Origin of the sequence: Achromobacter sp. NPDC008082 (assembly GCF_042957345.1) — a bacterium.
GTDB lineage: Bacteria > Pseudomonadota > Gammaproteobacteria > Burkholderiales > Burkholderiaceae_B > Achromobacter > Achromobacter kerstersii_A.
The window spans coordinates 94,239-117,193 of record NZ_JBIBIB010000005.1 but is presented as its reverse complement, the minus strand read 5'-3'; the positions used below and the strand labels follow the sequence as shown (position 1 = coordinate 117,193).

Here is a 22,955-nt window from a genome sequence, read left to right as displayed (position 1 = left end):
CGATGCGGCAGGGCGCAAGCGCCCTGCACACCCGCATCACGCGCAACTTGCGCGATACAAACGCGACATCAATGGGGTAACGCATACCAAAGGTATGCACGGCGGCGCACGGCATCAACAAGATGCCGGACCGCCCACCGGGTGGCCTTCTTCCCAGCAGCCCCCGCATCCGCCCCGCCCAACTGTCTACGCGCAGCAACCGCAGCCGATCCGTGCTCAGTGGCGGATGACGGCTCATTGCACGCTTTGAAGCAGTTGGATCGCAATCGGAAACGCCAGCACGATGAAGGTGCATGGAAAGATGCATCCGATCAGCGGCAACAGCATTTTCACAGGCGCCTGCATGGCCAGTTGCTCGGCGCGCAGGTGCCGGTCGCTGCGGCATTGAGCGGCCTGGGCACGCAGCACCGGCCCCAGGCTGATGCCCAAAGCCTCTGCCTGCGCCAGCGCGGCCGCCCATGTTCGCGCAAGCGGGCTGTTGCTGCGTTCCGCCAACGCCTTGATCGCGGCGGTGCGCCCTACCCCCGCACGCATCTCGGCCAAGGCATCGGCCAAGGCGTCTCGCAATGCGCCGGGCGGTCCGCTCTGCGCGGCGGTTTGTAATGCGCCTTGCACGCTTAAACCGGCTTCCACGCATAGGGTCATCATGTCGAACACGAAAGGCAGATCGCGTTCGATACTGCGGCGTCGCTTTTCCGCCAGGCTGCGCAACCCTAACCCGGGTGCGATGCCGGCGCTCAGAATAGGAATCGTCGTCCATGGCAACGCCACCCCCACCGGGTAATCGTTGAGCAACAAGATGCCCGCCGCCGCCACGCCTGCGGCAAGAGCCACGCTGGCGGACAACGCGGCGATATGCGCATAGCCGACGCTGGCCGGCAACGCCGCCTGCTCAATCAACCGGGTCAGGCGAACGCGCAATCGCCACGAACACAGCGGCCCCACCAACGGCGCCACCGCCGACACCCAAGGCCACGCAGCCCGCCACCACCACGGTAATTCAGCGGCCGCCTCTTGCTTGCCCCACAGCAACGGCCGCAACGCCAACCACGTCAAGCCCGCGGCGCCCGCCGCCGCCGTCAACATTCCCAGAGTCAGCCACATCATCGCCCCCGTCAGATATCAATTCGGATGATTCGCCGGATCAGCAGTACGCCAGCGGTTTCAAGCACCCCGATAATCGCCAGCACGCCCCACCCCATCGGGGTGTGCCACAACAAACCCATGACGTCGGGTTCAAGTTGATCCAGCACCGCCAACAACACCAAAGGCAACGCCCCCACGATCCAGGCCTGTAGTCGGCCTTGAGACGTCAGCGCCTGCAATTTCGCCTGCAACTGCAACCGGGCGCGCAAGGTCTGCGCGATGCTCTCCAGCGCCTCGGCAAGATTGCCGCCCGTCTGCGCGGCGATACGCATGGCGGCAACCACCAAGGCGGTGGAATCGGCCGGCATGCGCTGCTGCAAATTTTCCAGCGCGGCATCCCAAGTCACACCCAGCCGTTGCTCGCGCAGCATCAGCCCGAACTCCTGCGCCAGCGGCGCGCCGCTCTGTTCCACGACATGACGCAAACCCGTAGGCAACGCAACGCCCGCCCGCAATGCCGACGCCAACATCAGCAACGCCATTGGCAACTGCTGCTCGAAACGGCACGCCCGCCTGCGGCGCAGCACATCGACCATCATGCGTGGCGCCCTGGATGCGACCCCGGCCGACAGCGCCGCCGCCACTGCGCTTGCCGTCACGGAGAACACCAGCGCGGCCGTTACGCCCGCGCAAGCAACGGCCGCCACCCATAGTTGGGCAGGGTCAATGAAGAGAAACACTTCACTCAAGCGCACGCCTGCATCTTGCGTGTAGAGCTCGCGATACTTGCGCAGCGCAGGCGCGAACCACAACTGGGCATGCCAAGCCAATAGCGCGACACAGCACATCGCGGCCGAGGCCGCCAGCCAGATCATGGCGAGCCTTGTGAAAAGGTGGCGGCAATCGGGCTGACCGGACCACCTGCTTCCGTAAACCAGCCGGGGTCTAGCGTGGCCCCCTCATCCGCCCACCCCTGCGCAAAGCCCGGCAGCGCGCCACAACCCACAAAGCCAGACTGGCGGTCAAACCGAAACAGATCCTGCAATTGAATGCGGCCGCTTTCCATGCCAGCCACTTCCGCAATAGACGTCACAACGCGCCGCCCGTCCGCCAGCCGAGCCTGCTGCACGACAAGATCCACGCTAGCGGCAATGTGTTCACGCACGGCGTCCAGGGGCAAGTCCAGGCCCGCCATCAGGATCATCGACTCCAGGCGGCCGAGCGCGTCACGCGGCGAATTCGCATGCAAGGTCGTCAATGACCCTTCGTGGCCGGTGTTCATGGCCGTCAACATATCGAACGCTTCCGCTCCGCGGCATTCGCCGACGACAATCCGGTCCGGCCGCATGCGCAAGGCGTTGCGCACCAGTTCGCGGATATCGATATGCCCCCGGCCCTCTTGGTTAGCCGGCCGCGCCTCCAGCGCCACCAGATGATCGTGATTCAACCGCAACTCGGCGGCATCTTCGATGGTGACAATGCGCTCGCCATCTGGAATCTCGTTGGACAGGATGTTCAGCAAGGTCGTCTTGCCCGAGCCGGTCCCGCCCGACACGACGAGGTTTTTGCGCATCTTCACGCACAGCGAAAGAAACTGCGCCATGGCGTTGCTCAAGGATGCCGCCGCAATCAGATCGGGCATTTTGGGACGCCGCTGCGGAAACTTCCGTATCGTCAGGCTGGCGCCCTTCATCGCCACGGGCGGAATGATGGCGTGCACCCGCGACCCATCTGGCAGCCGCGCATCCACCATTGGTGAGCTTTCGTCGATGCGGCGGCCCAACGGCGTGACAATGCGTTCGATCACCCAGCGCACCGATTGTTCGCTGGTGAATGCCGCCGGATGCCGCCACAGCCGTCCGCCGCGCTCGACATAGATCTCGTCATAGCGGTTGACCATGATTTCAGTAATGTCCGGCGCGGCCAGCAAGGGTTCGAGAGGCCCCAAGCCGACGGCCTCGTCCAGCACCTCTTGGCACAACGCCGCCCGGTCCGCTTCGGCCGGCACGTCGGTATCGGTCGCGACAATATGCGTGAGCAGGCGCTCGGCTTCAGCGCGTAATGTGTCATCGCTCATGCCCGCCACATCACGCCTGCGCAAATCCAGCGCCTCCAGCAACGCCGCATGCAAACGCCGCCGTTCGTGTTGGCGTTCATGTTGGCGTTCGTGTTGCCGTGCGTGTTGCCGTTCTTGCACCCGTTCTTGCGCCCGTACTTGCTGTCGTTCTTGCAACCGATGGGACGTCACCGGCATGACCGCAGCAACCGTGGACGCTGGCAGGGCGGCATCTGGCATGGCTTCGGCGGAATCGGAAGGCCCATGCATTGGCGCGTCCGCGTGGACGGGCGTGCCGCTCCCGGCCCACTTCACTCTTAAACGGCAAGGGCCGATCAGAATGTCATCGTCGGGCAGCACCGGCGCATGCCGCGCCACCCTGACACCGTTCACCAGGGTGCCGCCCAGCGTACCCAGATCCTCCAACACGATGTGAGTGTCTTCGCGAGTCAACCTGGCGTGCTGACGCCCCACCCGCCAGTTCACGATGCGCAAGCCGCAATGCCCGCCCCTGCCGATCAGCACCGGCAGGAAGGCAGTCTGGCGGCGAACGCCCGAGTCTTCATACGTCATCTCGATATCAAGCATGTCAATTCCCCCGTCCCAGCTCTTGCGCTGCGCTCTCTTGCGCAGTGCTGTCTTGCCCTATCCATTGGGAACCCTCACCCGAATAGGGATTCCATCCTTCGGTGACGGCGGGCGTCGTCGTGCCTAGCCGAGGCGGCTCGGGAAACGAGGCCTCCAGCGCGTCACGTCCGCGCCGCACCCGATCCAACATGGCCGGCTCGCTTTGCGACACGATCTTTGGCGTGACGAAAATCGCCAACTCCGTTTCCCGCTGCTGATATCGGCGCGACGAAAATAGCGCACCCAAAATGGGGATGTTCTGCAACCATGGCAGACCGTTGACCTCTTGCCCCTGCTCCCGCGACAGAAAACCGCCGATGACCAGCGTGTTGCCCGAACGCACGTTGAATTCGGTTGACGCCCGCCGAGTGCGCAAGGCCGGCCCGCCCGCCACGCTGAGCGACGTATCGACAGAGCTGGCCTCGACCTCAATCAAAGAGCGGATGACCCCATTGCGGTCAATGCGTGGCGTGATGTTCAGCGACACGCCATAGGGCTTGAACAAGGTGGTGGGATTGCCGCGCGAATCTGTCGACGCATAGGGCACTTCCCCGCCCGCCAGGAACGTCGCGCTTGACCCGCTACGCGCCAGCAATTGCGGCTGAGCCAGCATCACCGCTTCGCCGCTTTGCGCCAGGGCAGCGATCCGCGAGGACAACAACGCATTGATGCCGAAGTAGCCCGCTGCAGCAGAACCCGGCCCCGCCGTTTCAATCACCGATTCCCCAGGCCGGGTCATGCGCCCCCGCGATCCGGCATCCCACGCCAAACCGGCATTCATCCCGCCTTGTGTCATGCCGTCCCAACGCACGCCGAACTCACGCAATCGGGATGTCGGGATCTCAACCACCTGTACATCCAGCAAGACCATGCGGTCCCAGCCGACCTGCCCCGTGAAATCCAGAATGGCGGGATAGCGCTCAGCCAAGGCGGCGATACGCGCGCGATCGTCATCTGACAAATCGTCGCCCTCAATCAGGATGCGTCCGCCCACGTTTGCGCTGCGTGCGCCGGGGATGCGGGCTAGCAGCGCTTCAACCTCGGCCCGCAACCGAGGCGCGCCGGCAGGCACCACCCGAAACTCATACGCATGACTGCGCCCCGCCGCCGTCCAGACATGCACCGAAGACACGCCTTCGGCGCGTGCGAAGACCACGACATCGCGCCCCTCGGCGGTAACGGCGCTAAGCACCTGTCCATTGCCGATCGCCACTCTTTTCACTCCGGGGTGCGGCAGGACACGCGTCTCGCCCACTTGCAACTCGAGCTCGACTGAAGCAGAACGAGCGGCCAGCGAAGGCAGACTCAAGACGATGACGCCAATAACGCATGCCAGTCGTCTCATGGCCGCTCCGATTCCAGGCGAGGCCGTGCGGCCGCGTCCGAGGACAGCACGGCAGCGTGCGCGTCCACGCGGTCGCCGTACAGAATGGCCACACCCGGGGCGGGCAAGGGGTCGGGGTCCAGCCCGATCAGCGAGGCCAGATCCGTTTGCTTGGACGCCGCCACCGCCGCCACGTCGTCGCGATGCCGCACCATCGCCGTCAACGTGCCGGCCTGTCTGGCTGCAACGAATTTCATGGCTTGGGCCGGGTCGGCGGCCAGGGTGATGGTTCCGGCGCCCATCCCCCCTTTGTCGCCATCGGCCTCATCGTCGACGGTCAATACCCGCATGCTCTGCAATAACGGCACGGTGAGCTCTCGCTGCCGATGAGGGAATGTGACGTAGATGTCGATCAAATCGCCCGCCCGTAACTGGCTGGCCAGGCCGCCCAGGTCTGCGGCCGACACCGTCAACGCCCGCTGCCCCGTCTGCAACCGCGATGCCAGTGCGGGCTTGGGTGCATTGAAGCGCAATTGCGTTTTCAGTAAAGGTTCTCCGGCGCCCACGTCAGCCACCAGAATGCCCCCTAGCAAGCTGCTCAACCCTAACGGGTCCACACTGGCGCTAGGCGCCCATCGCGCCGGAATTTCGCGCACAGCCAGATGAACGTCTTCCAGCAGCGTCCCGGCGGCTAGGGGATACGCTGCGACCAAACGCTCGACCACGGGAGTGCGCGCCTCGGCCTCTAGCGCTTCGACCCGCTTCTGCACGTGTTCGCGCACCGCCCACGCCGATACCAAGCCGGCAAGCAAGGCCAATCCGTATATGCTGACTCGACGCAAGCGCTTGGCACTTTGAATAAGCAGTTTTTTCATGACGCCCATCCCGTAACGCGAAGGCCGCTGCCAGTCTCAAGCGGCGTGACCGATATCTGCATACGATCGTTTCGCCGCGTCCACGATTGATCGGGGCCGTCTTCAGATAGTTGGCGCCACCCCTCGCGCCGCAAACCCGCCTGGACAAGCGGCGTCAATCGCGCAGGCGGCAGCGCATGCCGCCAAATACGTTCAGACACCCTGACGCCTGCTTCCATCACCGCGAAATCCAGGTGCAGCCGAGCGCCCTCTGGCAGCCAGGCAGGCGTGGGCAAAGACATAGGATTGGACGCAGGCACCAGACGCATCGTTGAAACGCTGCCAACCGTGCGCCCGTCGCGCGTGCTCTGCATCTGCGCTACCCACTGTTCGTCACCGAAACGCCCCGACAAGATCAACTGGCCAGGCAGCACATTCAAATCAACCAGCGCGGGCTGTTGCGCAGAGAGCATGCGGATCAAATTCGGGGCCGTGGCTGGCGTATCAAACACCAACACCTGCGCGGGATAGCCGTAGAGCCAGAGCTGATCAGCCAGCAGAACGTGGCTGGAGCCGGGAGGAAAACGCAGTCGGCTCAACCTCGCTTTTTCCGTGTCCGCCGTCAACGCCTGTGCAGCAAGATCGGCGGGCCCCGCGAAAGTGGGCATGGCGATTCCAGCCAACCCGCTCATCAGCATCGGCAAACAGACATGGCGAACGATGGCTCGTCGCTCTCGTCGAGACTTAGCCTGCGAATATCTGCTCATTTGGCCTGCCCTCTTTGTTGTTTCAGCCGATCTGTCGGCACCACATCCGCCCATGCGGAAAGCCAATCCGTCTGAAACGTCGGCCTATCCCACGGGCCATCTACGCGCGATACCAACGATTCCGCCCTTCGCGCCTGCGCCACCGAAACGCGTTCCGCCTTTCGCCATGCAGTTGGCGCGTGGGCAATGCGATGTGTGGCGTCCTTATCTCCGTGCGCATACCCCGCCCCCACCGCGACACGGGTGTAGCGATTGATCGGCGCGGTCATCGCAGATACAAGAGGGTTCGCGCCTGGATGTGGAATTGCATGTGGCTTCGCATGCGCCATTGCGTGTGCCTTTGCATGCGACTTCGCGTGTGCCTGTGCCTTTGCATGCACAGACAGCAGCTGCAGCCCCACGCCAAACCATTCGTCCTGCAAGCGCGCCACGTGCTGCTCAGCCACACCGGTCAAGGGTTCGACTTCACGACTCAGGCCAATAGGGGTCATCGCATCACGCGTGATGGCCGGTTGCCCCATTGCCGCTGCCATGGCTGCCTTGCGGCTGGCCTGCGACATCTGCTGCGCGGAAAGTTGCAGGCTGCCCACCCAGGACACCGCCCAGATCAATACGCCCATCAAAGGCATCATCAGCAATGCCTCGACAATGGCCTGCCCGCGTTGTCGGCTGAGCAGCTCGGGCTTTTTCGAGATCTGCATCATGGCGTTCCCTTGGCCAAGAGCCGTTCTTGAGAAGACACAGCAGACAGACGGGCCTGCCAGTACGGACGAAACAGCGTGGCCAGTTCGCCATGGCCATCGGCACGCGAATCCGGGCGCAAGAAGTACGTTTCTGCGGCGCTGGTGACGCTTATTCCCCCTGACTGCCCCAACGCGGCATAGCGGAAAATACCGATGGGTGTGGCCACTGCGCTGGCGGCATCCGTCGTCTTCAACAAGGCGCCTGCCATGCGCACGCTAACTGCGAAGCGCAAGGGCAAGTGCATACGCGACGGCGCGACTTCCCGGTAGGCCGGCAGGCCTTGGCCGGGCCACCGTTGCGCGGACGCCATCGCGTAGGAATTGGCCATGGGATTCGTCACGCCGTTGAAGATGTCCCACGATGTCGATTGCTCTACCCAGCGCCAAAAATCCTCTTGAGAAAAATCAGCAGGCGGTTCATCCACATAATCAAGGCCGTCGGGTCCTTTGCTTTTCTGACCTTGCGTGGTCCCCCAACCCATTGCGTATTCACGGAAGTAGCAGCCGACCCAGCGGTTTGATCGCAGGGCATGGAACGACTGCGTATCCAATGCGCCCCACCGTCCGTCCGGCCCAAGCCATGTCGAACCCCGGCGGCGCAGCTCATGACGCTTCAACGGGCAGCGATGGCTGACAGGCCAAGGATTGCGCCGCGTGGCGTTGCGCGGTTTCAGAAAACCGTAGCGGCTTGCCGCTAGATCTACTGCCGGCCACAAGCCCGTTTTTCGGTTGGCGTGATGGCGTTCAACAAAGCCAGGCCATGCGTCCGACAACAGACGCAAGGCGATATTGCCTGCACGCTGATCCCCTGCTGAAGCCACATCGTCCAGATTGGCGGCAAGCACCTTTTGCATGATGCGATCACGCGTTTTGGTCAACGCCGTCATTGCCGAATTGGCGGCAGTTTCCAACACTTGATGCACGACGCGGTCGTGCTGCGCGAATGCGCTTGCCAACTGCGCGTCAACAATAGGTGACGCTTGTCCGGCGCGGTACGCCAGCCCCATCTCTGGCCCGAACAACATCGCAATCAGACTGGCCGGCGGATTCCCCCGCGTGCGCTGCGCGTGCAATGCACGGCCATACTGCGCCGACGCGGCAAGCGTGACCAGATGCGCCATCGCGACCTGATGCGCAATCTGTGTTCGATTGACATACGCGATGGCGTTAAGCACGCGAGCCTGCTCAAGCGCGCCGCTGTAAGCGGCCGCATCCGCCGCGTGCGTCAGGCGAATTCGGCCTGATACCGTCTGGCCCAGGTTGTAGAGCATGACCAGAGAAGCCGCAGCCACGGACACAATCAACATGCCCAGCACCAAGGCTTGGCCGTGCTGTCGATACGGTGGCATGTGACGATGGATGATCACTTCGCATCCGTGGCGTTGCCGGTAAAGGACTTGAGCGAACGCGCCTTGGTTTGCGCCGCCGCCTTCTGCGCCGCTTGCTGCGCGGCGCGCGTTTGCGTGCCGCCGTCTTCCCCTGCAAGTTCGCGCGCCATGGCCGCCGTCTGCGAGCGCACCACTTGCCCGAAGTACTGATAGACGGCGATCGCCGCAACGGCCACCAAGGCCACGACCACGATGTACTCGGTCATGCCTTGGCCCAACTGACGTAAACGTATTGCCCGCATCTCTGCTCTCCGGTTCCTTGAAAGTAGGCTGCAGTGTCGGCTTGCCACGCGGGAGCCACAATTCGCAGATACCGAGGTGGGCAAATTGGTCACGCCCCTTTTTTCAACGCAAAATCCATTGCGATGCACAAAGAAAAACCCCTCGCGCCGACGGCGGCGAGGGGTGATTCAGGCGTGATATTCCTATCGCTAGGAAATCATGTAAGCCACTAATTTTCCAGGGTTTTCCCTATTGTCGACGTGATTGCCGAGCAGTAGATTTGAGTTGCCGGGCTGTCTGACACCCATCGCGTGCGAAGCCGGGCAGGAGCGCCTCAGACTCATCTAGAGCTGGGGCGCTCTTCCATTTCGGGCGCTAAGAATTCGTTAGCCAGCGGCGGGCCGGTTGCCCGCCGGACGGCCCAATTGCGTCATATCCAGCCGCCGGAACACCCAGGCCGATAACAAGGTGATGACGCCCACGCAGACGAAGCTCAACGTGAATGCGCGGCCCAATGCGGCATTCGCCTCGCCCGAGAACATGCCGACCAACCCGCCACCGATGGTGACGCCCAAGCCGATGGCGAGCATCTGGATCATTGAAAAAAGACTGTTCCCGCTAGCGGCGTCCCGCTTGCTCAGTCCTTTCAACGTCACACTGTTCATCGCCGCAAATTGCATGGAGTTGGTCGCTCCGAACAGGGCAAGCTGAAGCACCTGCAACGCGAGTGGCCACCCAGGGGAAATCGCGGCGAACGACACGATCGACGCGCCGACCAACAGCGTATTGACCAACAGGAACGTGTCGTAGCCGAAACGCCGCACAAGCGGGGCGATCCACGGTTTGGATATCGTCCCCGCGATGGCAGCGGGCAGCATCATTAGCCCCGATTGCAGCGGGCTATAGCCCAACTGCAATTGCAGCAACAGCGGCAACAGGAACGGCACCGCACTGCTGCCGATCCGGCAAACCAGATTGCCCACCAAGCCGACGCTGAAATTAGGCTCGTTAAATAACCGCAACTGGAAAAGCGGATTCTGACGCCGGCGCGCATGCACCACATATAGCAACACCGTCAGGGCGCTAAGCGCGAACAAGCCTGCCGACCACGCCATGCGGCCGGCACCCGCCGGCAAGTCCAGGCCAAGCGAAAACGACACCATGCACAACGACAACAAGGCGCAACCCAGCACATCGAACGGCGCCACATCCGTCAATGCATCTTCAGGCAAGTAGCGGCGCACGGCAAACAGGCCTGCGATGCCGATCGGGACATTGATCATGAAAATCCAGTGCCAGCTTGCCACCTGCACCAGCAACCCGCCCAGGGTCGGACCAAAAATAGGACCGATCTGACCCGCGATCGACACGAAGGCCAACGCCGATATGTATTGGTCACCCGGCACCGTGCGCAGGACCGCCAGGCGCCCGATCGGCAACAGCATGGAGCCGCCCACGCCCTGCACCACCCGCGCAATTGTCAACTGCGTCAGCGTCTGAGCCACGGCGCAAAACACCGAGCCCACGGCAAATATCAAAATGGCCGCCAAGTACACGCGACGCGTGCCATAGCGATCCGCCAGCCAGCCCGACGCGGGCGTGAACATTGCCATGGTCAGCGTGTACGCGACCACCACAGGCTTCAACGCCAGTACGTCCTCGCCCAAGCTGCGTGCAATCGAGGGCAAGGCGGTGTTGACGATCGTGGTGTCCAGCGTCTGCATGAAAAAGCAGGCCGCGACTACCCAGAGCAGGGCCTGCTGTGATGAAGGTTTTTCCATGGAATAAATCGTACTCTCAGGATGCCAACGGAAGGCTGACAGACACCCGTATACTGATTTCGCCGCTTCCCCCTGACGAGGCATGCATGTGTTCGCACTATCAGACGCTGAAGGATGCCGAACTGCTGCTACAGAAGTTCGGCGTGCGCACGAAACCCGCTGCCGGCCCCTATGACATGTGGCCTCGATATCAGGGAGTATTCGTGCGCAGGCCGGTGGAACACGACGCCGGCGACGACGCCGTCCCCGAGCGCGAAGCCGTGACCGGCCGCTGGGGGTTGATCTCTGCGTTAACTCGCGCCGACGGGCAAGACAAGGCGGGCAAACTCTCTACGTTCAATGCACGCAGCGAGACCGCCGCCAAGTCGTTCACGTTCAGCAATGCTTGGCGCCGGGCGCAACGTTGCATCATTCCCGCGGACGCGATATTCGAGCCGGATTGGCGGTCGGGTTCGACCATCTCGACGCGCTTTGCGCGAGCCGATGGGGCTCCGCTAGGGATCGCCGGCCTATGGGACCGATGGCGCGATGCCAGCGGCCAGCTCAACGAAAGCTTCACCATGTTGACCATCAACGCCGACCACGACCCGCTGTTCCAGCTTTACCACCGGCCCGGCGAGGAAAAGCGCATGGTCGTCATCCTGCCCGAAGGCGCCTACGGCGACTGGCTGACGTCGCCCAGCGAACGGACCCGTGACTTCCTCGTTCCCTACCCCGCCGAAAAATTGATTGCCACGCCGATGAAATGACCCCGTTTATGGCGGACTATACTGGATATATAAACAGTATTGTCCACTATGCCGTTCAAATCCCCGCTCACCCACGCCGACTTGCGCACCATCCGCGAGCGTCAGCCCTGGAACCCCGACGTGATCTCTCTGCTCTGGGAGGTCAAACGGCTTAGGTCCGTCTTGCTGCGCGCCTATCAGTTGTCGGGCGACTTCAAGCGGCCCGCCGGTTTGACGGGCGAGCTCTACGACGACTTCATGAAAGCCTTGCGCGACGAACCCTGTGTGCAAGAACGCGACGACATGACGACGTCGCTGATGGAAGCGCCTAACCGGCTACGCAAGGGAATGGCGCCGCGGTGACAACAGCGGCACTAGCGTCAACCGCACGCTGGCGCTGGCGGCCTAACACCGGCTCCACCCCGCGTTCTCGTCTTTCTTGTCGTACAGGTGATCCCACTCGGTATTGCAGACCGAGCAAATGAATGCTTCGTGCCTGGCGCCGCGCGTGACCGACGCCAAACTTCTGACGACTTCCAGGCATATCAACTGATCGTGACCGGGCGCGCCACGTTTATTCTGAACAATGCCCTCGCAATCATTACAAGCCGGCATTTCTCCACCTTTCCAATTGCTTTCAGTGGAGATACTACAAAATGAAACCGGAGATGATGTTCAACAATTCTCACGAGAGGGGGAACGGTTCAGACAGGTCCCGGGAATCATCGCAAGTAAGGCAGCGTCTTCTTGCAGATCAGAATGGTGGTCGATGTGATCGTCAATCGCCCTTTCCAATCGCGCCATTTCGCCATCATAGAAACACAGCGAATTGCTGATCGAGCTTTCCACCAGCGCCAGCGCAGCGCTCGCGTCAGCTTTTTTTAACCGGTTCAGCGATCGCGTCCGGTCTTCCGACAACGCCTCCCATTGCGCCACCAAGTCCCGAAGTGCACGGACGTGAGCGGGAGACGGCTGCCAGGTCGGCGGTTGCGCCGCGACACCGTAACGAGCCAGCGTCAGGCTATCGAGCCCATCGGTCCGAGATGGCATATCCCGCGTTTGGCCAAAGTCATGAACATCTTCCGGGTTGACGAGCGAAACCGTCGCGCCCGTGTCGTGCAGCGTCGTGGCCGATTGCTCGTGATGAAGCCCCGTGCCATCCATTACGCCATGCACCTGATCCGACGACACCCCGTGTTTGGCGCACCATCGAATCAGCTCGTACACGCCTTGCCGATTATTGGCCACCACCTTGCGTTTGCATTTGTCGTTCTTCGGTCCGAGCAGCAGGGTGCAGCGCAGTTTGAGTTCGGACACGTCGATACCCAGATAAGACATCGTTCATACCTCCCCATGCGAAGAAAGTATGCCAACTGCGCTCACTTGCCTGACTCATGCAGCGTCAATCCAACACCAGGCGTCCAGTGTCCGCAATGGCCTCAAAAGTGAATGAGAGTCCGCACCATACCATCCAGATGGTGTTGAAGTCGACCACAATAGTGATATTTTTAAACCACAAAAAATCACTCCTCAAAAAGAAAAGCGCGAGGCGTGAAAGACCACGCAACCCGCGCGAATTCTTGGTAGGAACTGACAATCAATGCGTCGTAGGGCGTCGCCCTTGTCGTTGGGCACTTCGACGGCGTCGTGACGAAATATGTTTTCCAAGTCGGAACAATTCGAGCACTGACGGCTGAAGGTGGGCGAGTCACGTCACCGACATGCTTAACCATTACATCTTTATCAGACGTTGTCCCGCTACGCTGGATCAGCAGTTCTAGAATCAGCTCAGCGCATTTGCGTTGCCTAGGAGTGTTTGCTATGTACCGCGCAAAGTTGAAGCTTGTTGTAATTGCCGCCGCATGCTGTGTGGCCTGGGCCAGCGCGACTCCCGCAGCTCCACCGGAAGGCAAAGGAAAACCCGACAACGCGGGACAGGGCCAAGGCAACAACGGCAATGGCAATAACAAGGGCAAGGGGGATAAGGGCCAGTCGTCCAAGGACAAGGGCGGAGATAGTCATGACGGCGGCGGGAACGTCACGCTACGGTACGCCGGCATAACCCTATCAACCGCCCAAGGCTATGCGCGGGAGTACGGGTTATCTGGCTATAGCTCGCTGCCACCGGGCATCCGGAAAAACCTCGCCCGAGGAAAGCCCCTGCCCCCAGGCATTGCCAAGAAGATGGTCCCTGCTCCCATGCTGGCGAGGCTACCGGTCTACCCTGGCTATGAATGGCAGGTTGCTGGCACGGATCTTATTCTTGTCGCTGTGGCGACCGCCGTGGTGGCCGACGTGCTGTTGAATGTGTTTGACTGACACGTCGGGTCGCTGCACAAGCGGCACCGTACACACTACTGGACACAGTCAATTCCATAAAGAACAAGGGGTTACGTCAACGTGACGTAACCCCTTGATTTCTTTGGTAGGCCCCCCGAGAGTCGAACTCGGCACCAACGGATTATGAGTCCGCTGCTCTAACCAGGCATGAGCTAGAGGCCCAGGAAAAAATTACTGCCCTTCCAGGAAGCTCTTCAGCTTGTCGGCCCGGCTGGGGTGACGCAGCTTACGCAGCGCTTTAGCCTCTATTTGGCGGATGCGCTCGCGAGTCACGTCGAATTGCTTGCCCACTTCTTCCAGGGTCTGGTCGGTGCTCATTTCGATACCGAAACGCATACGCAGAACCTTGGCTTCACGCGGGGTGAGAGAGTCTAGCACTTCCTTGACCACATCACGCATGGAACCGTGCAAAGCCGCATCCGAAGGCGCCAGGGTCGACGTGTCTTCGATGAAATCGCCCAAGTGCGAATCATCGTCGTCACCGATCGGCGTTTCCATGGAGATCGGCTCTTTCGCGATCTTCAGGATCTTGCGGATCTTGTCCTCGGGCATGTCCATCTTCTGCGCCAGGGTCGCGGGATCGGGCTCAGCGCCGGTTTCCTGCAGAATCTGACGGCTGATCCGGTTCATCTTGTTGATCGTTTCGATCATGTGAACCGGGATACGGATGGTACGCGCCTGGTCGGCGATCGAACGCGTGATGGCTTGACGAATCCACCACGTGGCGTACGTCGAGAACTTATAGCCGCGACGGTATTCGAACTTGTCCACGGCCTTCATCAAGCCGATGTTGCCTTCCTGAATCAGATCCAGGAACTGCAGGCCACGGTTCGTGTACTTCTTGGCAATCGAGATCACCAGACGCAGGTTGGCCTCCGTCATTTCGCGCTTGGCCTTGCGAGCCTTGGCTTCGCCCGTGGCCATGCGCTTGTTGACGTCCTTCAAGTCCTTCAGCGGCAGCACGACGCGCGTTTGCAGGTCGATCAGCTTTTGCTGCAGTTCTTGCACGGCGGGAATCTGGCGCTCGAGCGTCTCGGCGTACGGATGACCGGCCGCGACTTCGTCCACCACCCACTGCAGGTTGGTTTCGTTGCCCGGGAAGACCTTGATGAAGTGCGTGCGCGGCATGCCGGCACGGTCCACACACGTGTGCAGAACGGCGCGCTCAAGCTGGCGCACTTCTTCAACCTGGTTGCGCAGCGTGTCAGCCAGCTTCTCGACCATCTTGGCCGTGAAGCGGATGCCCATGAGTTCGTTCTGGATGGATTCCTGGGCGCGCACGTAGATGTCCGACTTGTAGCCGTCCTTCTCGTACGACAGGCGCATCTTGTCGAACTGCTTGTTGACTTCGTCGAACTTGGCCAGCGCCTTCACGCGCAGGTCTTCCAGCTGCTTGCTGGACATGCCGCCCGCGGGGCCGTCATCGCTTTCGTCTTCATCGGCGGTGACACCGGCGCCGGCATATTCTTCGCCGTCTTCCGGATCAACCAGGCCGTCGACCACTTCGTCGATCTGCGCCTGGCCTTCCCGCACGCGCAGGATGTGGGCCAGGATTTCGTTGATCGTGGTCGGGCAGGCCGAGATGGCCATGACCATGTGCTTCAGGCCGTCTTCGATGCGCTTGGCGATTTCGATTTCGCCTTCGCGCGTCAGCAGCTCAACCGAGCCCATTTCGCGCATGTACATACGCACGGGGTCGGTGGTGCGGCCGAAGTCGGAATCCACCGTGGTCAACGCAGCTTCGGCTTCGTCTTCGACGTCGTCGTCGTTGGACGCAACCGGGGCGTTTTCGCTCATCAGCAGCGTTTCGGCGTCGGGGGCTTGGTCGTAGACCGCGATCCCCATGTCGCTGAACGTGCTGATGATGCCGTCGATGGCTTCGGCGTCGACCAGATCGTCAGGCAGATGGTCGTTGATTTCGCCGTAGGTCAGGTAGCCGCGGTCCTTGCCCAGCTTGATCAGCTGCTTCAGGCGGTTGCGGCGAGCTTCGTATTCTTCCGGCGTCACGGGGCCGCGGGCGATCAGATCCTTGGGATCAGCCTTGCCGCGCTTGCCACCGCGCTTGGGCGGCTTCAGATCGGGCAGGACTTCGCCTTCGCCGTCCATCGTGTCGTCGAAACCGTCGGAATCGTTATTGGCGTTCTTGGCGGGACGGCCCGGGCGGCGGCCGCTCGGAACCGGGCCCGAACGCGGTGCGCTGCCACCCACCAAGTCGGCGAGCTTGTCCTCAGCCTTCTTGGCGCGAGCCTTCGTCACTTTTTCGGGCTTATCAGCCGCAGCCGTCTTGGTTGCCTTCTTGGCAGCCGTCTTGGCAGCGGGCTTGGCGACCTTCACCGCCGTCTTGGCGGGCGCTTTTTCCGCCGCCATGCTTACGGCGCGCTTGGCCGCAGGGGCCTTGATTTCAGCCGCATCAATTGCAGAGGAGGATTTGCCGGTGGATTTGGTCATAGTCGCTTCCGTGGTCGTCGCAACCCGTTTGGGCATGTTGCACCGCATAAAGCCGCCCTGGACGGTGGCCCAGCGCGGCGCAAATACGGGTAAAACTGGTGAATCGGCTAAGGCCACGCGGCTGCGTTGTTCGCAGCGCCAACTCTTTCGAGCTCGCCAGGAGCCATTCAGGTGCAATACCTGTTAGGCGCTTGACGTGCATGACCTCATTCCGCGGCGGATTCCGGGCGCCGGGGGGGCTGTCTGCCTATAAATAGGCTTTGCTTGCTTATGGGGGTCGTTGCCCCTAGCAGCTTATGTAGACACAGCACCCAAACCACTAACGCTACGCAAAAATGCTCACCGCTGAACTGCCTGATTCACCGCTCAGCCTTCAGCGATACGCTGTCAGCATAATAATTAACGATGTATCGTTTACGCGTTGGTGTTTAACCTAAACCTCAACTTAAACCCGAACGCATAAACCTAAAATTTTGTCTTCACTTATCGTTTGAAGGGCGTACACAAAGGGCTTGCTTCAATAGGCTGGCGCCGATGGGGGGAGGGTTGGCCTACACACGCTTTGCCTGCACACGCTTTGCCTTCACCCGCCGCGCCGCCCTTCCAATCGCTAGCTGCAATCCGTCTTCCTTAGATTCCAACGGCCAGAATTGATTCCAGCTTCCTGCACACTCTTTACCGAACCGCCAGCAAGATCCCGCCCGGCCATCCAATCATCCAGGACTATCAGCACATTCAGGAAGAATTAAGCCGACATCAACTGAAAATGAATCAAATGGGGGCGAAGAACCTTAGCTTCCGGCAAGCGGAAAACCCTTGATTTTAGCGCATTTAACGAATCCCGGCACCTTTCAGTACGGCCAATCGGCTGGACAGCTCCAGGTAGCGCTTGCGCGCCTCGTCCGTGGCCAACCCCGCTGCCGCCAACTTCGCCATTTCAAGCTTGGCTGAGTCAAACTCAATCCGCCGCAAAGCGTCATCCCACTCGGTCTGGGGGTCGGGCAAGTCTTCCTGCGACAAAACATCCGCCCGCAAGCCCTTGAGAACCGTGGCCAAATCCGAATCCGGTTCCGCGGCCTCGAGCAATGCGCCCACGTGGCGCGCACCGCTGGACTGCGCCAGCATGATCAAGTCCCTTACTAACCCTAGATGGGGGCCATGGTCGATGACTTCAAGCTGCTGATCGCCCATGGAATCGACTAATTCCGGGTGCGCCAGCAGCAATCCCAGCAGTCGCTTTGCCAGCGACGGCATCGTACGGCGCCCTTCGAAACCCCCAACGTCGTTATCCCGACGCCCTTTCCAGTTGCCCTTGCCGCCCTTCCAGTCACCCTTGCCCTTCCAGTCGCTCTTGCCTTTCCATTCCGGCTTGCCTCCCGCGCGCTGACCACCGCCAGCGCCCGCAGACGCCCCGCCTTGAGACGGGAAATGGCCATAATCGGCGTAGTCTGGCTCGTCGGCAGGGATGTCGCTGAAGTCATGGCCCGCAAAGTCGTAGCCCATGTCAGGATGACCGCCATCATGATCTGGCCCTGCCGGCCCCGGACCCGGGGCCGCCTCACCCGCCGCCGGCTTGGCCGCTGGCGCGAAGGGCTTGGCCGGTTGCTGCGCCAGGATCTGCGACATTTCCTCGGGCGTCAGCTGGACCAGCTTGGCCATCTCCCGCTCGATCTGCACGCGCAATGCGCACTCGGGAATGGCAGCCAACAAAGGCTTGGCTTCGTGCAGGCAGCTTGCCCGGCCTTCGGCCTCGTTCATGTTGTGCCGCGACGCCAATTCATCCAGCAAGAAGCGCGACAGCGCAACCGCATCGCCCAAGCAAGCCCGGAACGCTTCGGCGCCCAACTCGCGAACATAGGAATCCGGGTCATGTTCCGAGGGCAAAAACAGGAAGCGAATTGCGATGTCATCGCGCAGCACCGGCAGGCAAGCCTGCAAGGCGCGCCAAGCCGCTCGCCGACCGGCTCCGTCCCCATCGAAACTGAAGATCACCTTGTCGCTGGTACGCAGCAGCTTCTTCACGTGGTCAGGGGTCGTGGCGGTGCCCAGGGTAGCGACGGCATTGGCAATGCCTTGCTGCGCCAGCCCGACAACGTCCATATACCCTTCAACCACAATCACCTGCCCTTCCTGCCGGATGGCCTGGCGCCCCTCCCACAAACCATAGAGTTCATGGCCCTTGGAAAACAGGGGGGTTTCGGGGGAATTCAGGTATTTGGGTTCGCCCTTGCCGATGATGCGCCCACCGAACCCGATCAAGCTTCCTCGCGCATTGCGGATCGGAAACATGATGCGTTCGCGGAAACGGTCGTAACGACGCCCGTCTTCGGACTCAATGACAAGGCCGGACTCCACTAGCGTGGGGTCTTCGTAATTCGGAAAAACGTGCGACAAGCCGTGGCGGTCTGTACCTGACCAGCCCAGGCCGAAATGCGCCGCGATTTCGCCTGTCAGGCCACGCTGTTTCAGGTAGCGGATCGCGGCGGGCGATGCACGCAACTGCTTCAGGTAATGCGCCTGAGCGGCATCCAGCACCTGCGTATGACGAGACTCCTCGGCCTTGCGGCGCGCGGATTCCTGTTGCTGGCGTGGACTACGATTTTCTTCGGGAACCGTCATTCCCGCCGAAGCCGCGAGCGTACGCACGGCTTCGGGGAAACTGGTGCCCGTATGTTCCATCAGAAACGTGATGGCACTGCCGTGCGCTCCACAGCCGAAGCAATGATAGAACTGCTTGGTGGGGCTGACAGTAAATGACGGACTTTTTTCGTTATGAAAGGGGCACAGGCCAAGCAAGTTGGCCCCACCCTTTCGCAACTGCACATATCGCCCGACTACGTCGACGACGTCGACTCGGGCGAGTAGATCCTGGATGAATGATTCTGGAATCAATAGATTCGGGAATCAAAAATCAATACAGGCGCGGGGGCAGTTGTTGGCTACGGATGCGCTTGTAGTGGCGCTTCACAGCGGCAGCATGCTTGCGCTTGCGCTCAGCCGTGGGCTTCTCATAGAACTCGCGCGAACGCAGCTCGGTGAGCAAACCGGTCTTTTCGATGGTGCGCTTGAAGCGACGCAGAGCGGCTTCAAACGGTTCGTTTTCCTTCAGTCGAACGATAGGCATAAAGTGATTGGCCTGCTTGTAGGGTAACAAAAGTTGATGACAAACCTGGCTTGCTTACCAGCAACGCCGCGCTAGGTGAGACCCAGGTCCGCGATGATCGCGGAACGGGGACCTTGGGCGGCGCAACGAATTGCGCTGGCTGTTTCCGTTACCCAAAGACTACCCAAAGAGTAACAAGCCAAGTTCGGTTTAGCGATAACCAGCGATTCTAGCATGGTCATGCATAGTTTGACTACTAGGAGGGACGCTTGGCGACTACGCCGCCAAACTCCCCTTCCTCCACCCCGCCGGATTCAGCTTTGCGAGCCCTTGCGAATCCAGGCTTCCAGCTGATGCGGACGCAGGCTGTCGTAGTCTTCAAACGGCTGGTGAATCCAGGGATTCGTGGGCAGCTTCTCGACGTAGTAGTCGGGCGTTGCCTGCGAATGCCCCTTCCACCACAACACGGCGCTGCGCAGCTCGGTGATGTCGGCAAACTGGCTTTTCAGGTGGTCATAGACCTTGCTGAAGGTTTTACCGGTATCGACCATGTCGTCCACCAGCAACACCCGCCCGGACAAGGTGCCGCGCGTGATGGTGATGAACTGGGCGATATCCATGTCGCCTTGCTTGGTGCCTGCCGCTTCGCGATAGCTGCTCGTGGCCAAGATACCCAGCGGCACATCGAAAATACGGGACATTACGTCGCCGACACGCATACCGCCGCGCGCCAGACACAGAATCTTGTCGAACTTCCATCCCGACTGATGCACCTGCAACGTCAGGCGTTCGATCAGGCGGTTGTAATCGTCCCACGTCACCCACAGATGGCTGTCATCATTGGTCGGCGTGCTCATAGGCAAGCATCTCCTGCTTAAAGATACGAAAAGGCCGCCGCCGGTATGAGACCGGCGGCGGCCTTTGGAATAATAACCCGATCAGCCCTTCAGGGGATGACGCAGGACAATGGTTTCGTTACGGTCGGGACCGGTCGACACCAGGTCGATCGGCACGCCGCACACTTCGGCAACGCGCTCCAGGTAACGGCGAGCCGCCACGGGCAGCTTGTCGTACTCGGTGATGCCAACGGTCGATTCCGACCAGCCCGGCAGTTCTTCCAGCACCGGCTGAGCCTGAGCCACAGCGTGGGCGCCGTAAGGCAGCACGTCGCGGAACTCACCGTTCACACGGTAGCCAACGCCCAGCTGGATGGTTTCCAGACCGTCGAGCACGTCCAGCTTGGTGATGCACAGACCGGAAATGCCGTTCAGACGAACGGAACGCTTCAGGGCCGCGCCATCAAACCAGCCGCAACGACGCGGACGGCCCGTGACCGAACCGAATTCCTTGCCGATGGTGGCCAGACGGGTACCGATTTCGTCGACCAGTTCGGTCGGGAACGGGCCCGAACCGACGCGAGTCGTGTAGGCCTTGGTGATGCCCAGGACGTAATCCAGCTGCTGCGGACCCACGCCAGCACCGGCCGACGCCGCGCCAGCCACGCAATTGCTGCTGGTGACGAAGGGGTACGTGCCGTGATCGACGTCCAGCAAAGCGCCCTGCGCGCCTTCGAACAGGATGCGTTTGCCTTCCTGCTGCATGGCGTACAGATTGCTCGACACGTCCTTGACCATCGGCGCGATGGCGGGAGCCAAGGCCATGGCCTGGTCGCGCACTTCGTTGGCCGAAACCGCTTCGGCGCCCAGATACTGGGTCAGCACGAAGTTGTGGTAATCCAGCACTTCGGCGAGCTTCTCGTCGAACAGTTCGGGATTGAACAGATCTTGCACGCGCAGCGCGCGGCGGGCGACCTTGTCCTCGTATGCGGGGCCGATGCCACGACCGGTCGTGCCGATCTTGCCGTCGCCCTTGCGCGCTTCGCGCGCCTTGTCGATGGCGACGTGGTAAGGCAGGATCAGCGGGCAGATTTCAGAAATCTGCAGGCGCGAGCGCACGTCCAGACCGGCAGCTTCCAGCTCTTCAATTTCCTTGAGCAGAGCTTCCGGGGACAGCACAACGCCGTTGCCGATAAAGCAGGTGACACCGGGATGCATGATGCCCGACGGGATCAGGCGAAGAATCGTCTTCTTGCCATTGATCCACAGCGTATGGCCGGCATTGTGACCGCCTTGGAAGCGCACCACGCCCTGGACGGATTCCGCCAGCCAGTCGACGATCTTGCCTTTGCCCTCGTCACCCCATTGGGTGCCGATTACGACTACGTTCTTGCTCATGTTACGAATCAATATCGAGTTTCTCGGGAAATCCGGAAATCTCCCCGCGGCCCTCTCGTTTCCAAGAGGGAGTTAGTCACAGCGTTCTGACCGTCCAGGCGCCATCTTGTAGCGCCAGCTCGCGATCGCAAACGAATTCGTCCTGATCCTGCTCGTGACCGGGCAATACCTGAACGACAATTTCCCCTGACCGGCGCAGACGGCGAACCGCCTCGGTCAAGGCGGGGGCCTGCCCCCAGGGCGCGCGAACTGCACGCGCCCGTTCCGCTGGCGGCAAACCTGCCGCCAGTTTGCGTAAATCCAGACTGAAGCCGGTGGCGGGACGCGCCCGGCCGAATGCACGGCTGACGTCGTCATAGCGGCCACCACTGACCAGGGCGTCGTGCCAACCTTCCGCGTACAGCGCAAACTTCACGCCGGAATGGTAGCCATAGCCACCCACGTCGGCCAAATCAACACCGAACGCGACATTCGGCATGGCATCCACCACCACCTGCAAGGCGTCCAGCGCCGCCGCCACACCCGGCAGCAACGGCAGGTCGCGCCGAGCTTCCTTCAACACTTCAGGGCCGCCATAAAAATTCGGCAGCAACTGCAGCGCCTTCAGCGTCTCTGCGCGCATGCCAGGCGCACGCGCGGCCAATTCACCCAGCCCTGGCACGTCTTTCTCCCGCAGCAGGCGGATGACGTCTTCAGCCAGGGCCACAGCCGCCGGGTCGGATTCGACGATGGCGCGAACCACACCCGGATGGCACAAGTCCAGACGGGGGTTACGAACACCAGCAATCGCCACCGTTTCCAGCACGAGCTGGATGATTTCCAGATCGGCTTCAAAACCGGCATGACCGTAAATCTCGGCGCCGATCTGCAACAGCTCGCGGCTGGACAGCAAGTCCGCCGGGCGGGCGTGCAGCACGTTGCCGCAATAGCACAGGCGGGTCACGCCAGCGCGGTTCAACAAGTGCGCATCAATGCGCGTGACCTGAGGAGTCATGTCCGCCCGCACGCCAAGCGTGCGTCCGGTCAGCTGGTCGACCAGCTTGCACGTGCGCAGATCCAGATCGCTACCGGTGCCGGACAGCAATGAATCGATGTATTCGACCAGGGGCGGCGCGACCAGCTCGAAGCCGTAAGTACGGTACAAATCGAGAAGTTCGCGGCGCAATTCCTCGATGCGCCGGGCCTCTGCCGGAAGTACGTCGGCAAGGCTCTCGGGCAGCAACCAGTTACCCATGAATGTTTACCTGAATAACG

Annotated in this window: 20 protein-coding genes, 1 tRNA gene and 1 pseudogene; 3 read left to right on the top strand and 19 right to left on the bottom strand. The window is 61.3% G+C overall.

The window, feature by feature from the left end:
* Position 1: 1 nt before the first annotated feature.
* The 11 genes and pseudogenes from ACFZAI_RS20335 to mdtD all read right to left on the bottom strand — a co-directional run.
* Positions 2–169 (bottom strand): annotated as a pseudogene (locus tag ACFZAI_RS20335) (DUF192 domain-containing protein); the annotation flags it as partial.
* Between the two features lie 65 nt (positions 170–234).
* Positions 235–1,104 (bottom strand): type II secretion system F family protein, encoded by an 870-nt coding sequence (locus ACFZAI_RS20330; protein WP_391569174.1) that lies wholly within the window; start codon positions 1,102–1,104, stop codon positions 235–237.
* Positions 1,105–1,115: 11 nt separating this feature from the next.
* Entirely contained in the window at positions 1,116–1,961 is an 846-nt protein-coding gene (locus ACFZAI_RS20325) for a type II secretion system F family protein (protein WP_391568625.1), read from the bottom strand.
* Positions 1,958–3,730, bottom strand: coding sequence for an ATPase, T2SS/T4P/T4SS family (locus ACFZAI_RS20320; RefSeq protein WP_391568624.1), 1,773 nt, complete (start codon positions 3,728–3,730; stop codon positions 1,958–1,960). The genes ACFZAI_RS20325 and ACFZAI_RS20320 overlap by 4 nt, the downstream gene beginning before the upstream one ends.
* 1 nt (position 3,731) lies before the next feature.
* Positions 3,732–5,114 carry a type II and III secretion system protein family protein gene (locus ACFZAI_RS20315; protein WP_391568623.1) on the bottom strand — a complete coding sequence of 461 codons (1,383 nt, stop codon included), beginning with the start codon at positions 5,112–5,114 and terminating at the stop codon, positions 3,732–3,734.
* The gene (gene cpaB, locus ACFZAI_RS20310; RefSeq protein WP_391568622.1) at positions 5,111–5,968 is read right to left on the bottom strand and encodes a Flp pilus assembly protein CpaB; all 858 of its coding nucleotides are present in this window, start codon (positions 5,966–5,968) and stop codon (positions 5,111–5,113) included. The genes ACFZAI_RS20315 and cpaB overlap by 4 nt, the downstream gene beginning before the upstream one ends.
* Positions 5,965–6,714, bottom strand: a complete 750-nt coding sequence (locus tag ACFZAI_RS20305; RefSeq protein WP_391568621.1) for a hypothetical protein — start codon at positions 6,712–6,714, stop codon at positions 5,965–5,967. Before ACFZAI_RS20305 ends, cpaB begins: the two co-directional genes overlap by 4 nt.
* A complete protein-coding gene (locus ACFZAI_RS20300; protein ID WP_391568620.1) occupies positions 6,711–7,418 on the bottom strand; it encodes a pilus assembly protein in 708 nt (235 codons plus the stop codon). Before ACFZAI_RS20300 ends, ACFZAI_RS20305 begins: the two co-directional genes overlap by 4 nt.
* Positions 7,415–8,806, bottom strand: a complete 1,392-nt coding sequence (locus ACFZAI_RS20295; protein WP_391568619.1) for a hypothetical protein — start codon at positions 8,804–8,806, stop codon at positions 7,415–7,417. Before ACFZAI_RS20295 ends, ACFZAI_RS20300 begins: the two co-directional genes overlap by 4 nt.
* A 14-nt stretch (positions 8,807–8,820) precedes the next feature.
* A complete protein-coding gene (locus ACFZAI_RS20290) occupies positions 8,821–9,087 on the bottom strand; it encodes a hypothetical protein (protein WP_391568618.1) in 267 nt (88 codons plus the stop codon).
* 366 nt (positions 9,088–9,453) lie between these two features.
* Positions 9,454–10,848, bottom strand: coding sequence for a multidrug transporter subunit MdtD (gene mdtD / locus ACFZAI_RS20285; protein WP_391568617.1), 1,395 nt, complete (start codon positions 10,846–10,848; stop codon positions 9,454–9,456).
* A gap of 86 nt (positions 10,849–10,934) precedes the next feature.
* Here mdtD and ACFZAI_RS20280 point away from each other — a divergent pair, with 86 nt between their 5' ends.
* Both ACFZAI_RS20280 and ACFZAI_RS20275 read left to right on the top strand, forming a co-directional pair.
* Complete coding sequence (locus tag ACFZAI_RS20280; RefSeq protein ID WP_391568616.1) at positions 10,935–11,597, top strand: SOS response-associated peptidase; 663 nt, start codon at positions 10,935–10,937, stop codon at positions 11,595–11,597.
* Between the two features lie 48 nt (positions 11,598–11,645).
* A complete protein-coding gene (locus tag ACFZAI_RS20275) occupies positions 11,646–11,939 on the top strand; it encodes a hypothetical protein (RefSeq protein WP_054427461.1) in 294 nt (97 codons plus the stop codon).
* Positions 11,940–12,251: 312 nt separating this feature from the next.
* Here ACFZAI_RS20275 and ACFZAI_RS20270 read toward each other — a convergent pair whose 3' ends face one another.
* Positions 12,252–12,914, bottom strand: coding sequence for a transposase (locus ACFZAI_RS20270; protein ID WP_391568615.1), 663 nt, complete (start codon positions 12,912–12,914; stop codon positions 12,252–12,254).
* A 483-nt stretch (positions 12,915–13,397) separates the two neighbouring features.
* Here ACFZAI_RS20270 and ACFZAI_RS20265 point away from each other — a divergent pair, with 483 nt between their 5' ends.
* Complete coding sequence (locus ACFZAI_RS20265) at positions 13,398–13,895, top strand: anti-virulence regulator CigR family protein (protein ID WP_391568614.1); 498 nt, start codon at positions 13,398–13,400, stop codon at positions 13,893–13,895.
* 104 nt (positions 13,896–13,999) lie between these two features.
* Here ACFZAI_RS20265 and ACFZAI_RS20260 read toward each other — a convergent pair.
* The 7 genes from ACFZAI_RS20260 to ACFZAI_RS20230 form a co-directional block, all read right to left on the bottom strand.
* Positions 14,000–14,078 (bottom strand) — tRNA-Ile (locus tag ACFZAI_RS20260).
* 9 nt (positions 14,079–14,087) lie between these two features.
* A complete protein-coding gene (gene rpoD / locus ACFZAI_RS20255) occupies positions 14,088–16,364 on the bottom strand; it encodes an RNA polymerase sigma factor RpoD (protein WP_391568613.1) in 2,277 nt (758 codons plus the stop codon).
* A gap of 831 nt (positions 16,365–17,195) precedes the next feature.
* A complete protein-coding gene (gene dnaG, locus ACFZAI_RS20250) occupies positions 17,196–19,256 on the bottom strand; it encodes a DNA primase (protein WP_391568612.1) in 2,061 nt (686 codons plus the stop codon).
* A gap of 19 nt (positions 19,257–19,275) precedes the next feature.
* Positions 19,276–19,488 carry a 30S ribosomal protein S21 gene (gene rpsU / locus ACFZAI_RS20245; protein ID WP_006218592.1) on the bottom strand — a complete coding sequence of 71 codons (213 nt, stop codon included), beginning with the start codon at positions 19,486–19,488 and terminating at the stop codon, positions 19,276–19,278.
* 293 nt (positions 19,489–19,781) lie between these two features.
* Positions 19,782–20,324, bottom strand: a complete 543-nt coding sequence (locus ACFZAI_RS20240) for a phosphoribosyltransferase (protein WP_391568611.1) — start codon at positions 20,322–20,324, stop codon at positions 19,782–19,784.
* Positions 20,325–20,405: 81 nt separating this feature from the next.
* Positions 20,406–21,701, bottom strand: coding sequence for an adenylosuccinate synthase (locus ACFZAI_RS20235; RefSeq protein WP_391568610.1), 1,296 nt, complete (start codon positions 21,699–21,701; stop codon positions 20,406–20,408).
* Positions 21,702–21,777: 76 nt separating this feature from the next.
* Positions 21,778–22,935, bottom strand: coding sequence for an ATP phosphoribosyltransferase regulatory subunit (locus ACFZAI_RS20230; RefSeq protein ID WP_391568609.1), 1,158 nt, complete (start codon positions 22,933–22,935; stop codon positions 21,778–21,780).
* Positions 22,936–22,955: the final 20 nt, after the last annotated feature.